The organism is Micromonospora sp. CA-240977, from assembly GCF_050942285.1.
GTDB lineage: Bacteria > Actinomycetota > Actinomycetes > Mycobacteriales > Micromonosporaceae > Micromonospora.
Map to the genome: position 1 here is coordinate 2,114,011 of NZ_CP192055.1, position 14,194 is coordinate 2,128,204.

The 14,194-nt window shown below is 70.1% G+C and carries 12 protein-coding genes; 6 read left to right on the forward strand and 6 right to left on the reverse strand.

What is annotated here, in order from left to right:
- The first annotated feature begins 116 nt into the window (after window positions 1–116).
- Complete coding sequence (locus tag ACQPWW_RS09905; protein ID WP_433131275.1) at window positions 117–1,289, forward strand: cellulose binding domain-containing protein; 1,173 nt, start codon at window positions 117–119, stop codon at window positions 1,287–1,289.
- A 37-nt stretch (window positions 1,290–1,326) separates the two neighbouring features.
- On the forward strand, window positions 1,327–2,466 hold the full coding sequence (locus ACQPWW_RS09910) for a glycoside hydrolase family 53 protein (protein ID WP_433131277.1): 1,140 nt from the start codon (window positions 1,327–1,329) through the stop codon (window positions 2,464–2,466).
- Between the two features lie 120 nt (window positions 2,467–2,586).
- Here the strand turns inward: ACQPWW_RS09910 and ACQPWW_RS09915 are convergent, their stop codons facing one another.
- A complete protein-coding gene (locus tag ACQPWW_RS09915) occupies window positions 2,587–3,684 on the reverse strand; it encodes a hypothetical protein (RefSeq protein WP_433131279.1) in 1,098 nt (365 codons plus the stop codon).
- A gap of 468 nt (window positions 3,685–4,152) precedes the next feature.
- Between ACQPWW_RS09915 and ACQPWW_RS09920 the strand changes: the two genes are divergently transcribed.
- A complete protein-coding gene (locus ACQPWW_RS09920) occupies window positions 4,153–4,692 on the forward strand; it encodes an SUKH-4 family immunity protein (protein ID WP_433131281.1) in 540 nt (179 codons plus the stop codon).
- A gap of 150 nt (window positions 4,693–4,842) precedes the next feature.
- On the opposite strand, the gene ACQPWW_RS09925 is transcribed toward ACQPWW_RS09920, so the two are convergent.
- Window positions 4,843–5,799, reverse strand: coding sequence for a hypothetical protein (locus ACQPWW_RS09925; RefSeq protein WP_433131283.1), 957 nt, complete (start codon window positions 5,797–5,799; stop codon window positions 4,843–4,845).
- 143 nt (window positions 5,800–5,942) lie between these two features.
- Between ACQPWW_RS09925 and ACQPWW_RS09930 the strand changes: the two genes are divergently transcribed.
- On the forward strand, window positions 5,943–7,796 hold the full coding sequence (locus ACQPWW_RS09930) for a BTAD domain-containing putative transcriptional regulator (protein ID WP_433131285.1): 1,854 nt from the start codon (window positions 5,943–5,945) through the stop codon (window positions 7,794–7,796).
- Window positions 7,793–7,945: a hypothetical protein gene (locus ACQPWW_RS09935; RefSeq protein WP_433131287.1), complete on the forward strand. Its 153-nt coding sequence runs from the start codon at window positions 7,793–7,795 to the stop codon at window positions 7,943–7,945. The genes ACQPWW_RS09930 and ACQPWW_RS09935 overlap by 4 nt, the downstream gene beginning before the upstream one ends.
- Window positions 7,946–8,036: 91 nt before the next feature.
- On the opposite strand, the gene ACQPWW_RS09940 is transcribed toward ACQPWW_RS09935, so the two are convergent.
- The 4 genes from ACQPWW_RS09940 to ACQPWW_RS09955 all read right to left on the reverse strand — a co-directional run bounded on the left by ACQPWW_RS09940 (window position 8,037) and on the right by ACQPWW_RS09955 (window position 13,117).
- Entirely contained in the window at window positions 8,037–10,439 is a 2,403-nt protein-coding gene (locus ACQPWW_RS09940; protein WP_433131289.1) for an NACHT domain-containing protein, read from the reverse strand.
- A gap of 171 nt (window positions 10,440–10,610) precedes the next feature.
- Window positions 10,611–11,360 (reverse strand): phosphotransferase enzyme family protein, encoded by a 750-nt coding sequence (locus tag ACQPWW_RS09945; RefSeq protein ID WP_433131291.1) that lies wholly within the window; start codon window positions 11,358–11,360, stop codon window positions 10,611–10,613.
- A gap of 35 nt (window positions 11,361–11,395) precedes the next feature.
- A complete protein-coding gene (locus ACQPWW_RS09950) occupies window positions 11,396–12,379 on the reverse strand; it encodes an EcsC family protein (protein ID WP_433131294.1) in 984 nt (327 codons plus the stop codon).
- Between the two features lie 300 nt (window positions 12,380–12,679).
- The gene (locus ACQPWW_RS09955; RefSeq protein ID WP_433131296.1) at window positions 12,680–13,117 is read right to left on the reverse strand and encodes a MerR family transcriptional regulator; all 438 of its coding nucleotides are present in this window, start codon (window positions 13,115–13,117) and stop codon (window positions 12,680–12,682) included.
- A gap of 56 nt (window positions 13,118–13,173) precedes the next feature.
- Between ACQPWW_RS09955 and ACQPWW_RS09960 the strand changes: the two genes are divergently transcribed.
- Window positions 13,174–14,097 carry an SDR family NAD(P)-dependent oxidoreductase gene (locus ACQPWW_RS09960; RefSeq protein WP_433131297.1) on the forward strand — a complete coding sequence of 308 codons (924 nt, stop codon included), beginning with the start codon at window positions 13,174–13,176 and terminating at the stop codon, window positions 14,095–14,097.
- Window positions 14,098–14,194: the final 97 nt, after the last annotated feature.

Genomic DNA, 14,194 nt, shown 5'->3' on the forward strand with positions numbered 1-14,194 from the left:
TCGAGGTTACCGCCTGGAAAGTTGCGTCGTCAATAACTTGGCGATCGCCCTCCGGTCGCAGGCCGAGGGGTGAGATACGTTGGCGATCATCGATACGAAGGGCGCATCGTCGACCCATGACAGGCGTCCGTTCGTCCTCGCTGTTTCGCCGTCCGCGGCTGGGTCTGCTGGCCGTCGTCGTGCTGTCGACGGCGGTGCTCGGCACCGCTCTGAGCGCCGTGCCGGTGGCCGGCGCCGGCACCACGGCGTATCCGGGGATCGGCCCGGCACCCGGTGCGGGCCCGGTGTCCGCGGCGGAGCCGACCGGACCCGTGCCGCCGACGGTGCCGAGCACGCCGAACACCTCGCCCTTCCCGCCGAGTGCGCCCACGAACCTGGCCGCCAGCGAGGTCCGGAGCGGATCGGTCACCCTCACCTGGACGGCCGCCACGCCGGGCTGTTGCGCCATTGCCGGCTACGACATCACGTACTACCAGGCGTTCGACGATGTCATCTACAGCGCCAGCGTCGGGGTCGTCACCACCGCCACGATCACCGGCTACCTCCGGGCGGGTGGGCAGTACTCGTTCCGGGTGGCCGCCCGGGACAGCCTCGGACACCGCTCGACCTCGACGGACACGCTGACCGTTGTCACCCCGGTGACGGACACCGGCCCGGACACCACCCCGCCGAGCGCGCCGCAGAACCTGACCCTGGGCGAGGTGACCGCGTCGACCGCCACGCTGTCCTGGTCGCCGTCGACGGACAACGTCGGGGTGCTCGGCTACAACGTCTACCGGTTCGACGGCTGGTTCAGCTCGATACTTGTCGCCACCGTGCCGGGGACGACGTACACGACGTCGCTACCCGCGTCGACGCCGCTGCGCAACCTGTACTACGTGCGGGCCCGGGACACGGTGGGCAACGTGTCAATCGCGTCAAACACGGTCACCGTGCCCACGACGTCCACTCCGTCGCCCCCGCCGCCCTCGACCTGCCGGGTGACCTACCGCAACCAGTCGGAGTGGCCGGGCGGTTTCGTGGCCACGGTGACGGTTCAGAACTCCGGGACGGTGCCGATCGACGGCTGGATCGCCACCTTCAGCTTCCCGGGAGACCAGCAGGTCACGACGGGCTGGAGCGCCACGGTCGGCCAGACCGGCGCCAGCGTGACCGCCCGTAACCTCGACTGGAACCGCGTCCTCGCGCCAAACGGCTCGGTGACCTTCGGCCTCCAGGGACGGTGGAGCGTCAGCAACGCGCCGCCGACCGCCTTCCTGGTGAACGGCGCACCCTGCACGACGGGCTGATCTGCCTCGACCCATCGCCCTGGTGAGAAGGAGCCTCGTGAACACCCAACCAGCCGCACCCCACCGCCGTCGCAGGGCTCTGTTCGCGGCTGTCACGGCCGGCATCCTCACCGTCTGCGCCACGCTCGGCGGCACGCCCGCGCCCGCCTCCGCCGCGAACACGCTCACCATGCGGGGCGCCGACGTCTCCTCGCTGCAGCGCAGCCTGGATGTGGGCGCCAGGTACTACGACGCCGCCGGCGTCGCCCGCGACCCACTGGACATCCTGAAGTCCGTCGGCGTGAACTACGTCCGCCTGCGGGTCTGGAACAACCCGATCAGCGGCTACAACAACAAGAGCAGGGTGTTGGGCCAGGCGAGAGCGGCCAGGGCGAAGGGCCTCAAGGTGCTCGTCGACTTCCACTACTCCGACACCTGGGCCGACCCCGGCAAGCAGTACAAACCTGCCGCCTGGGCCGGTCACAGCCTGAGTCAACTGCGTACCGACGTGTACGCCTTCACCTACGACGTCTGCTCCAGTCTGAGCCAGCAGGGCACCCCGCCGGACAGCGTGCAGATCGGCAACGAGATCAACGTCGGGATGCTGTGGAACGAGGGCAAGGTCGTCAACAACGACTTCGCCCCGCTGGCCGGCCTGCTGAAGCAGGGCTACAACGCGACGAAGGCGTGCGGCGGCGGCATCCCGGTGATGATCCACACCGCGAACGCCGACAGCAACGCCAACGCCCGATGGTTCTACGACGGCATCCGCGCCCAGGGTGTGCAGTGGGACATCACCGCCCAGTCGTACTACTGCATGTGGCACGGCACCCTGGCGAACCTCTACAACAACATCGTCGACCTGCGCGGCCGCTACGGCAAGCCGGTGGTGATCGTGGAGACCGCGTACCCCTTCACCCGGAACAACGCCGACTACGAGCCGAACGCCATCGGCAACGCGACCTGTGACGGCATCGCCGCGACCTGGTCCGGGCAGGCCCAGGAGTTCGACTGGGTCCAGAACACCGCCCGCAACGCCGGGGCCATCGGCGTCTTCTACTGGGAACCAACCTGGTACGCCGTCAACGGCAACGGCTGGGACCCGGCCAACATCAACGGCACCGGAAACCAGTGGGACAACATGGCCGTCTTCGACTGGTCCGGGCGGGTGAACCCGGGCGTGCGCTGGACGCCCTGACCCGTCGCCGGACGCGCGGCTGCTGCTGTGGCACCACCCACCGGTACGGGCCGCCGGCTGGTCCGCCGCGATGCGTTCAGCCCGTGAGTCGGATGCCGTGGCCGCGTTCGGGTCGCGGGGTCACCACAGGCCCCGCTCGCGGAACTGAGCGAGTCGGCCCGGTGGCAGGCAGCTGGTCAGGTTCCGTTCCAGGTCGACAAGTTCGAGGTCGACCGCGTACACCACGAAGTCGTCGGTGACCGGCAGCGTGTCCGACCAGTCGCGCCGGTTCAGCCGAGCCGCAACCGCGCACATCAGTCGCCGGAGGATCTCGGACCCAGCCCCGACGTCGGCGTCGTCCGCGTCGAGCAGGGCGAGTTCCTGCCGTATCAGCCGCGACGGCCCGGTGTCGTCGAGGTCGATGTCGGTGCTCGACTCGAAGTCCTGCGGCGACCAGGCCGCTCGGACTTCCAGCGCGCGCAGGTCGGCGCGCTCGTCCGCGGTGGCCGCGCTGATCCCGAGCGACAGCTGCTCGGGTCCGGCGTAGCTGAGGGCGAGGCAGGCGACGGGGTCGTCGACCGGCAACCGTGCGGCGGCGTCCGGGATCAGCGCCACCAGCGCGTCTTCGAGGGCGCGGCACGCCACGTCGAGGTCGAAGCCCGCCGGTGGTCGGGCGTACACCTCCCGCGTCTTCCTGCCCGCGACCTCGACGAGCCGGAGCAGGCCGTTGTCGTCGTGCTCGGCCACCAGGACGGCCTGCGAACGACCGTGGTGCGCGATCTCGACGCGGCTGATCCGCCCTTCGGTGTACGAGTACGATTCCCGCCCCGAGCCGCGTCGCGCGACCATGTCCGCCGAGCGCATCAACCCGTCTTCGAAGCGGTACTCGTGCAGGTAGATCGGGCCGTCGGTGTCGAAGTGCGCTGCCTCGACAACCTCATCGCCGTGGCGGAAGAACGTCTCGTAGTACCGGCGGCCGTGCAGGAACCCGCTGTACTCCTCAACCACGGCCACCCGGCCCTGGGCATCGAACCCGAGCCGCAGGACGTCGGCATCCACCGGCGGACGGGCCTCCAGACGACGTCCGGGCCTGAGTAGTCTCCGCTCGAAGCGCAACGGGCGCAGGTCGAGGCCCGGCCAGGTGTACCAGTCCCAGCGCGCGACGAGCGCTGTTGCCGCCCGCTTGCGGGACTCGTACTCGTCGGCGAGCTGGGCGAACCGCGCCGCGACATCGGGCATGCCGAGGATCGTACGGCTCACCGCGCGGTGCCGACCGCCACCGTCCGCGGGAGGTTCGCCCTCGGTCGAGGGAGCACATGCCGCCGCGCCGGTTCGTAAGGTGGCCCCATGGCACCCGTGACCGGCGCCGTGCCATCGCTCCTGGCGCCCGGGTGCCGCGACTCCTGGCACTGATGCCCTCGGGAGGGGAAGAGATGGCGGCGACCGGCGGCGCCGCCTCTGGTAACCGGGAGGTCCGGCACTGCCAATTCCGACGTCGGCGATTGAGGTGTCTCGGTCATTCCTTCGACAGTGGTACCTGCGCTGGACGCAGCATTTCGACCATGTGCGGGAGGTGCGGTGCGGCGGCACCGTCGGCGTCAGTAATCTGAGGCTCCCGTGCGGTAGAACGAACGGGATGCCGGCGGGAAATCTGGTGAATGAGCGAGAGCCGCCCGGTGGAATGCCGTTTCGAACAGGGGTGGTGGCGTGAATCCCGATTTACGGGAGCTCATCGCGGAGCTGCGTACCGACCTGGAGGCCGCCCAGCCCGCGACGCTGGTCTGGGCCCAGATAGATCAGGGCGCTCCGGCCGACACGATTCCCGCCGAGCTGCCCCAGTCGGTCCGGGAGCTGCTGGAGACCGCCGACGGCATCCTGGCCGGCGCGTTCGACCTGCCCGGGGCCGCGAACATCAACGACCTTCAGTCCCACCTCGACTCGATGCCCGAGTTCACCGGCGTCGCTGACGAACCCAGCGAGTGGCTGGTCTTCGGCCGGCTGCACGACGAGCCGCTGCTGATCCGACGCGACACCGGCGCGGTCTGGTATTTCCCCGCGGAGACCACCGACGAGTGGTTCGCCCGCGAGTTCTTCCTGGAGGTCGCGTCGGACCTTGACTCGTTCCTCGCCTACTACGTCTTCGGCGCCGGCTATGGCGAGATCGGCTTCGACCACGACGACTGGTGGGGCTTCCTCGGCGAGCAGGGTCTGACAGTGCCCGGCGACGACGGGGAGGCGGACGGCTGAGGCGACACCTGTGGTCCGCCTCCGGGTGCCACGGGCCGACCAGGGACCCTGCCGCACCACTGTGTGCCGCCGCGCCCCCTCAGGCGGAAGCACGGCCATCGCACGACAACTGTGGTTGCCGTGCGATGGCCGCAGGGACGGCGTGCTGGATCAGGCCGCGAGGGTTTGTAGTTCGGCGATCCCTCCGCAGGTGGTCCCACCGAGGTTCTTGAACGAGATCGTTATCTGGCGCTGGGATGACCCGTTGCTGTTGATGCGCTGGATGTAGATCATGCGCGTGACCTCGAACTGGCAGGTGATGGGGTAACTGCCCTGGGGTGACGCGCCGACCAGGTAGACCGAGGTGACCGGGTTCGCGTTGTTCCAGGTCGTGGACCAGGTGCCGCCGGACGCTGTGCTGCCGATGGTGAAGTTGTAGCTGACGGCGGTGGAGCCCAGCCGGATATCGGTCTGGCAGGCGACGGTCCCCACGTTCTTGACCTCCACCCAGAATTGGCGGAGCGCGCCCGCCGCGCCCGGCTGCACGAACCACGTGCGCGTCACCCGGAACTGGCAGGCGGCCGTGCTCGTGGCGCCGCTCGGGTTGAGGCCGACCACCCAGTTGGTGTTCCAGGGGATGTTCCAGAGGTGCGTCTGGGTGCCTCCCGGGCTGACGCCGCCGGTGGAGGCGTAGGCCGTGCTGCTCACCGCAGCGAGCTGCACCGTCGCGGCGCAGGCGATCGCGCCGACGTTCTTGAGGGTGAACTGGAACTGTCGCTGCCCGCCCCACAGTTGGACGTACTGGCTGCTGATCGTCTCGAACTGGCACGTGGTCGAGGTGGTGGCGCCGGCCGGGTTGTAGCCGACCACATAGGCGGCGTCGGCCGGGGCGTTGGTCCAGGACCACCCCTGCGTCCCGCCGACCGCGACAGTGCCGGTGTACCACGTCGCGGCGGTGCCGATCCCGCCCTTCGCGGCGCTGCCGATCTCGCCCGTCGCCATTGCGGCGGCCCGTGCGTCGCGCATTGACGGCTGCGACGGCGTGCCGGCCTGTGCGACGCCGACTGACGCGATGGCCAGGCCGAGCACCGTCGCGGCGACGACGGCAGCGCGGATTCTTCCCCTCATTGAAGCTCCTTTACAGATTGATTCGGGTCACCCACCCGGTCCTCCATGAGGCTGCTCGGCCCCCCTTGCCATCGGCTAGCCGTCCGATAGCCGCGCAGGCACCGACGAATACAATGTGGTCTATATATTGAGGTGGGGGTTGTATGAAATGGCGCCTGCTCGGTCCGGTTGAGGCCGTGGTGCGGGGCGAGCGGGTGTCGTTGGGGCGGCCCCAGCAACGCGCCGTGCTTGCCTATCTACTGCTGAATGCGAATGTGGTCGTATCGGCGGAACAAATGGCTGAGGCGCTGTGGGGTGGGGCGTTGCCCGCGCGTGCCCGCGCGCAGGTCCAGGTCTGCGTCTCCCGGTTGCGACAACTGACCCGTGCGGCCGACCTGCCCGAAATGATCTTTTCGGGATCCGGCGGGTACCGTCTCGAACTCACCGACGACGACCTGGACGCGGTGGTCTTCTCCGGGCTCATCGCTGATGCCCGCCGCCACGCCGATGCCGGAGAGCACGAGCCGGCCGCCATCCTGTTACGACAGGCGCTGGCGTTGTGGCGCGGCCCGGCACTCGCGGGCGCGTCCGCCGCGTTCGTGTCGGGGGCCGCTGCGAGCCTGCACGACAAGCGGCTGGCCGCGTCCGAGGACCTGTTCGACGCCGAGTTCGCGCTCGGCCGGCACGCCGCCGCGGTGGCCCCGTTGCGCCGACTGGTGACCGGAAACCCCTGGCACGAGGGTCTCGTCGTGCGGTTGATGACGGCGCTGGCCGAGTCCGGGCATCAGGCCGAGGCGCTGCGGGTGTTCGAGCGGATCCGCCACCGACTCGCCGACGAGTTGGGCGTCGAGCCGGGAGCGCGGCTCGCGGAGACCCACCTGCGGGTGTTGCGGCAGCAATTTCGGCCGAGCCGGCCCGCGCCGGCCGCCGGGGACGCCGGAGCGGGCCTGCGCCCGGCTCAACTGCCCGCCAGCCTGTCGACCTTCACCGGTCGCGACGACGCGCTTGCCGAGATGGACGCCATGCTGAGTCGGGCTCGGCAGAGCGGCGCCCTGGCGGTCGTCGCCATCGTCGGTACGGCCGGGGTCGGCAAGACGGCGCTGGCAGTCCGGTGGGCACACCGGGTGCGGCAGCTGTTCGACGGTGGGCAGCTCTTTCTGGACCTGGGCGGCTACTCGCCCGGGGCGCCGCTCGCGCCGCTGGACGCGTTGTCACGCTGCCTTCGCGCGCTCGGTGTGCCGCCCGCACAGGTACCGGACGACGTCGACGAGGCGGCGAATCTCTACCGAAGCGTGGTCGCGGACCGGCAGCTGCTGTTCCTGCTCGACGACGCCCGAGACACCGCGCACATCCAGCCGCTGTTGCCGGGCGGCGCCGGCTGCCTGGTGATCGTGACCAGCCGGGGTCGCCTCGGTGGGCTGGCCGCCCGGCACGACGCGCAGCGGCTGTCGTTGGACGTGCTCGCGCCGCCAGCGGCCACCGAGCTGCTGGCACGCGTCATCGGCGAGGATCGGGTCACCGGGCAGGAGGCCGCGCTCGCGGAACTGGCGCAGGACTGCGCCCACCTGCCGCTGGCGCTGCGCGTCGCCGCGGCGGACCTGCAGACCCGTCCGCACGAGGCGATCAGCGAGTATCTGGACCGGCGGCGCGCGGGCGACCCGTTGGCCGCGCTGGCCGTTCGCGAGGACGACATGGTCGACCTGTTCGACGTGCCCGCCGCCGCTGACCGGTGGTGTTCGCAGGTGCTACGTGTGCCCCTGCGCCTCCCTGCCGGCGCACGGTCGCACCCGCAGTTCACCAACCACGTCGACGCTCTCGCCTGGCTCGACGTCCAACGGCACAACCTCGTCACCGCGACAGGTCAGGGACTGCACGCGTTCGCCTCGTCGCTGTCGAACGCGCTGCGGGGATGCCTGCGACTGGGAACGCACGTCACGGACTGGTCCGAGGTCGCGCGGATCGCCCCCGCCACGGCCGGGTCGAGGGGCACGGGCAGCCCGAAGCGGCAGCCCGAGTGAGCCTCGCGGTCCAGGCATTTCTCCACATCATCGCCGTCATCCTGATCGCGCTCACCGCCCTGCCGCTGCGGACCCGGGGCGTCGCACTCGCGCTCCTCGGGGCGGCCTGCGCCCTGCTCGCCTATGCCTGGCCGGTGATCACCAGCTGACCTCGCCGCGATCGGCGATCTTCGTCCTCCCGCCGCGACTGGCAGCGGCGACGCGCCACTCACGGTACGTAGCGGGCTCTGCCGACCGACGTCAGCCCAACGGACCAGCGCCAGGGATGACGCCCCGGTACAGCCCACCCGGGCGGTCCCAGTGCAGAACCGCCGTACATGGTTCGGTATCGGTGCGGCGTACGGATACCGCGACGGTCTTCGCTTGCTGCGGGGGTACGTGTGCCGCGTCGAGTCGACCCCCGGTGGCGCGGACGCCTCCCGATCGCAACAGCCGCCCCTCGGTGGTCAGCTGCCACTCGAAGACGGCGTTGGCGCAGCGGTTCGATCGGGCGAGCTTGAACTCGCCGGCCACGCCGCGGAACTGGATCACCCGCTGCCTACTGGGGAAGTCGAAGGTGGCGTTGACCTGGCCGCCCGGGCCGACCTGCCACTGGTAGCCGGCAATGTACTCGTAGCAGCCCCCGCCACCCTCGGAAGCGCCGCAGCCCACGCCCTTTATGGTTTCGGGCCGGTCTCCGGACCGATAGGTGGGCGCCCACTGTGCGGTGGAGAGCACGAACATCGTCAGGAAGACCAGGCCTACCGCCGCCACGCAGAGGCGGATCCGCTGCTGGTGTGGCGTTGGTCCGGACCCGTCCGCCTCCTGCTGCGACGGTGTCGTCGCGGGAGGCGCGGCGGACAGCGGACTCACCCCGCCGGCCAGATACTCCTGCAGAATCAGGTGCCGAAACTGATGGCGTGCACCGGATTGGCGGAGCACACCCCGGCGGTGGGCGTCGTCGAGGAATCGGGCCAGCCGGAACGGCAACCGGCCAGTGACGCCCAACCAGAGTCGGGCAACGAGGAACGAGCCCCACGGGTGGTCGAGCATGGTGGCCAGGGCGTACGCCGAGCCGAACACCACGACAAAGAGTGCGGCGTACCCGATTCTCAGGCCCAGCAGATTCGCCAGCAGCAGGCCGATCGCGACACCGATGAGCGCCCCACCCCGTAGGCCTCGGGAGATCGCACGCGCGCGTTCCTTGGACAGGGCCGACCGGGGGGTTGCCTCCTCCGCGTGGATGTTCTGCGGCGGCCCGCCCGTGTAGCGCACGACCGCGACAGTGCCAAGACCCGTCACGGCGGCTACGACCAACCCGAAGGCGGGCCCGAAGACGGGTACGAACAGCAGCGTCGTCAGCAGGGCGACAAGGCCGCCGGAGATGGCGGTGAAGCCGGTACGGATGAGCGGGTTCAGCTCCCACCACCCCACGTCCTGCACGCCATGCTCGCTCATGTGCCGGGCCAGGAACATCAACCAGCGTTGTGCCTGTTCCGGGTGGTAGGTGACGTCGACGGCCGGCGACTGGTCAGACGGGCCGCGGCGGGGCCGTGGCAGGTAGACCGCGGGGACGAAGGCCGCCACCAGCCGAGCCTCCACCGAGCGCTGCCCGGCGGCGGTCTGCGCCGCATCGAGCAGGTCCACCGGATCCGCGGTGGGCGCGGCCTGGTAAGTGCCGCGGGCGAGGGCCACCATCAGCGGGGTGGAGAACGCCCCCGCCAGCGGCCCGTCCTGGTGCGTCCTCAGGTGGGCGAAGACCGGCTCCCAGCGCGGATCCGGCACTGGCTGGGACAGATAGGTGATGGCGTCCTCGACTTCCACCGACGCCAGCTCGACCACCGCCGCCCGGGACAGCACGCGGCTGCGCGCCACGGCCTGCTCGTACTCGTCGCTGCGGCAGGTCACGACCAGCGGCCGCCCTGCCGCGGCGAACAGGTCGAGGCTGTCCATCGCCTGCGCGATGGCATCAGCCGGCAACTCGTCGAGGCCGTCGAGGATCGGCAGGACCCGCTGCTTCTCCACCAGACGCCGCGCGAAGGCCAGCGGGTCGCCGTAGTCGGCAAGCACGTCACCGTAGTCCTCGGCCAGCCGGCGGGCCACGAAGTCAGCCAACCGCTCGGTGGTGTCCCAGGCGTGGATTGAGAGAAGCACCGGCAACGGCTCGCCGGCGGCAGGACGGCGGATCAGGCCGAGGGTCAGCAACATCGCGAACACGGTCTTGCCCGCACCAGGGTCACCGAGAACCATCAGCTGTCGGTGCGGCAGGCTGCGGAACGCCTCCACGATGTCGTTGTTCGACTCATCGGTCTGGCCGCGCAGCGGTAACTGCTGCCAATCACCCCCGAGTCGATCGTCGATGACGAAACGCCGCGCCGCGGCCGGTCGGCCCGTCGACGACCAGTGCACCAGCACCGGCGCCGGTCGGGTGACCTCCCGCCGTACCGCCTCCTCCGCCCAGTCCGTCCGGATCCGGCTCGCGAGATCGGCAACCGCCTGCCCGATCCGCTCCTCGTCGACCACCGGTGGATCCGCGCGCCGAGCGAGCTTCTCCCAGACCAGGATGACGGTGGCGACCGCGCCGGACAACGCCGCGACGATGTCCGCCCAGGCCCCCCACCGTTGAAACTCCTCCGGGCTGTCGGCGTGGAGAGCCTTCGCCACGATCGACATGATCGCCGCGAGCAGTCCGACACAGAACAGGACCTGTCCGGCCCGCCGTACCGTGTCCCGCCGCCATCCCCTCACAAGATTCATCATCGGCCACTGCGGCCACCGCGTCACGCAGCAGATATTCATTCACGTGTCGCGGCTCCCGGCGGGTCTCCGCCCCGATCACTCCAGCCCCGCACGCCATGCGTCGCGGTGTGCGTCGAGGTAGTCGGCGGTTGCCAGCCAGTAGGGCCCGTCCTCGGTCCAGATCCTGGCCCAGGGCTGACGCTGCTGCCGGGCGCCCTCACGCAGCAGGTCGTACATGGCCCTGGCGCGGCGGCCCAACAGGGCGGCCAGCGCCGGACGGGAAGCGTCATCGAGACCGTAGCCGTCAACGAACGTCCGCAGCCGTGCCGCGGACTGCCGCACCGGCCGGTCCGCGCGGAGACCGGCCATGCTCTGGGCGGCGTACGCGAGGTCCCACAGCCGCGAGCCCGGCGCGGCCCCGTCCCAGTCGATAAGCACCCAGCCCCGATCCGACCTGACCAGGTTCCAGGGCGCTACGTCGTTGTGGCAGATCATCTCCTTCCGGTCGGGCGGGATGACCTGGTTCCAGGTGACGCCGGCCGGCGGTACGAAACTGGCCAGCGCCTCATGTAGGTGCGCCAGCAACTGTCCGATCGAGCGCAGTTCCGCTGTGGAGTACGTGCCCGACGCCGCCCCCATCTCGCCCGGCACGTACTCCAGCACCTGCCTGCCCTGCTCGTCCCGGCCCATCGGACGAGGGCACGCGGTGAACCCGACGGCGTGCAGATGCTCGAGCAGCAGGTCGACAGTCTCAATCCAGGGCCCGAGGGGCCGACGAACAGTGTCGCCGACTCGCACGACCCCGGTCGTGACGTTGCCCTTCAGTACTTCTTCGCGGTTGTTCACCCCGAGATCGTGCCTCGGCAGCCGGACGGGTCCGGTCAGTCGGCGTCGGCCTGGTGTCGGAGGTTCTCGGGGACTGGCAGTCCGTACTTCTCGGCCAGATGGAGGGTCTGGGCGTAGCGGCGAGCTTGACGCACGACGTCGCCGAGGACATATGCGTTGGTGCCAGCACCGGCGATCACGGCAACCACCGGCATCGCCTTCGCAACCTTGTCGACCGGAACCGCGCGCCCGTTCGCGAACTGCTTCATGAGCCTCTCGACCGCCGCCATCAGTTGGTGGTCATCCCGCAACTTCTGGCTCCATCGCACCCGGTCCTTGGCGACGTTGAATGCCGCGCCGGCCCTCCGAGTGGTCTCGACCTTTCCCGCCTGGTTGCGATAGGCGCGCACCACCATCCGGTCGACCAGGTGGCTCAACTCATTGTCATTCACGTCGAACCCGTAGGCGTAACAGACGCGCGTCGCGACGGCCGTACTCAGCACGTGCATCACGATCATGTCCAAGGTGATGGCGGCGATGCCGCCCGCGAACGGCACCATCGCGAGCACGCCCATGGCGCCACCTTGGAGCGCACCGTTGGTCCGCCACCGCAGGGCCATCGTTCGGGAGAAGCCGTCGAGATGTTCGAGGTCCAGACCCTTGAGATCCACAAGCTTCGCGACGTCGCGTCCCGCTGCCCGGTGATGCGCCAACACCTTCTCGGGATCCACCAGCTCCGTCGTCCAGTCGGTAACGAGTTCGAGGAGGTGGACCGCCTGCCTGGCGACCGGGGCCAGCGCCGCGTCGGCCACCACCTCAAGGCCCCCCTTGACCACCGGGGGTGTCACGTCCGAGACGGCCCTGCCTGCCTTGCGGGCGGCATCCCTGACCTGGCCGCCTGCCTCGCCGAGCGCGGCCCTGGCTCTGGGTGGGAGTAGTTGGCGGCGTTCGGCCTTCTTCGTCCAGTGCCGCTGCAACTCCGCCCAGCGTCGCTCTTCGTAGGGCGACATCGCGGGCGCCTGCTCGGGACCTGCGCTCATATCCGCAGAGGTTAGGCGATCGTGTCGGCGCTGGCCCATGTCCGCACGGCCAGACTTCAGCCCTCCAGAGGAGGCGGAGCCGAGATGAACGGCAGCGACAGCAGGGGCATACGGGCCGCCGCGCTCATCGGGGCGGGCCTGTCCGTCGTCGTGCAGGCAACCCGGCTGCGGGGCCGGTTGCGGCCCGGCGGCGCAACGACACGCCCGTCGCGATACGGCTCGCACCAGGTCGTCCTGGACGCGCACTCACTCGTACCCGGCCGAGCGCTCGCTGACTCGCGCATCAAGACGGTTGCCTGGTCACCGCGAACGCTCCGCTTGGCCGTGGGGCCGGACGTGTGGTGACCAGGGATCTCCGGTCGCACCGGCGGCGAGGTGATCTTCGTAGCTGGCCACCTTGACGTTGACGAGATCGAGGCAGTCGCCCAGCCGCGCGAGCTGCTCGGTGATGTGACGCCGGTGCTCGCGGAGCAGCTCGAGCCGTTCGGCCTCGTTGCCGCTGCCCTCGCGGACGAGCTGGGCCAGGCGGCCGATCGTCGTGAGTGGCATCCCGGAGGCGCGGAACTTCACGCAGTTCGCCAACCACTCCACGTCCCAGGCGCTGTAGACACGCCTGCCCGATCCGTCACGCCGTACCTCGCTGGCCAACAGGCCCTTGCGCTCGTAGAGCCGCAGGGTGTGCACGCTCAACCCGGTGCGCTGCGCCACCTGTCCGATGCTCAGGTCTCCGTCCGACACGGTGCCGACCGTAACCCGTTGACCTAGACCGCGGTCTAGCACCTAGCGTCGGCGGCATGACCAGCGACACGGCCGACACCATGTTCGGCGCCCACAGCACGACCGGAGACGTCCTCGCCGGAGTCGACCTCACCGGCCGGACTGCCATCGTCACGGGTGGCTACTCCGGCCTCGGTCTCGCCACCACCCGCGCGCTGACCCGGGCCGGGGCTCGGGTCGTCGTCCCCGCTCGCCGGCCGGACGCCGCGCGGCTGGCGCTTGCCGACGCACCCGGGGTCGAGGTCGACCAGGTCGATCTCGCTGACCTCGCCTCTGTCCGCGCGTTCGCCGAACGGTTCCTCCGCGGTCACTCCGCCCTGGACATCCTGGTCGCGGGCGCCGGGGTCATGGCGTGCCCGGAGACCCGGGTAGGACCCGGTTGGGAGGCGCAGTTCGCGATCAACCACCTCGGTCACCACGCGCTGGTGAATCTGCTGTGGCCGGCGCTCACCGCCTCCGGTAGCGCTCGTGTCGTCTCGGTCTCCTCCGGGCGCGACCCCTCGTGGCGGATCCGGTGGGACGACGTGCAGTTCGAGCGCGGCTACGACAAGTGGGAGGCCTACGCCCAGTCCAAGCTCGCGAACATCCTGTTCGCCCGCCACCTCGGCCTGCTCGGCAGGCCGCACCGGGTCCGCGCCTTCTCCGTCAACCCCGGCTATGTCCAGACTCCGTTGCAACGACACCTCGCGGTCGACGAGATGGTCGCCGCCGGCTGGATCGACGCCGACGGAACTCCCGCGCCGGGCCTGTTCAAGACCGTCGAGCAAGGCGCGGCAACCCAGGTCTGGGCCGCCACGTCGCCCCACCTCGACGCGTACGGCGGCGACTACTGCGTGGACTGCCAGGTCACCGACGGCATTCCGGGTGACAGCGGTACGGCGGCCCGGCTCTGGGCGCTCTCGGCGGAACTGACCGGCCTCGATCTCATCGACCGAGTCTGACCCGTCCCGCCTGCTCGGCCCTTGGTCCCGCTGTGGCCCGTCCCGAACTGACCCCGTGTGGTCAGGGCGGATGCCCGTTCGATGGAGACCGCGCTGG

Excerpts from the sequence above, each read along its gene's own strand:
- ACQPWW_RS09905 (WP_433131275.1), top strand. The coding sequence starts at position 117 with ATGACAGGCGTCCGTTCGTCCTCGCTGTTTCGCCGTCCGCGGCTGGGT.
- ACQPWW_RS09960 (WP_433131297.1), top strand. The coding sequence starts at position 13,174 with ATGACCAGCGACACGGCCGACACCATGTTCGGCGCCCACAGCACGACC.
- ACQPWW_RS09915 (WP_433131279.1), bottom strand. The coding sequence starts at position 3,684 with ATGCCCGATGTCGCGGCGCGGTTCGCCCAGCTCGCCGACGAGTACGAG.
- ACQPWW_RS09930 (WP_433131285.1), top strand. The coding sequence starts at position 5,943 with ATGAAATGGCGCCTGCTCGGTCCGGTTGAGGCCGTGGTGCGGGGCGAG.
- ACQPWW_RS09925 (WP_433131283.1), bottom strand. The coding sequence starts at position 5,799 with ATGAGGGGAAGAATCCGCGCTGCCGTCGTCGCCGCGACGGTGCTCGGC.
- ACQPWW_RS09950 (WP_433131294.1), bottom strand. The coding sequence starts at position 12,379 with ATGAGCGCAGGTCCCGAGCAGGCGCCCGCGATGTCGCCCTACGAAGAG.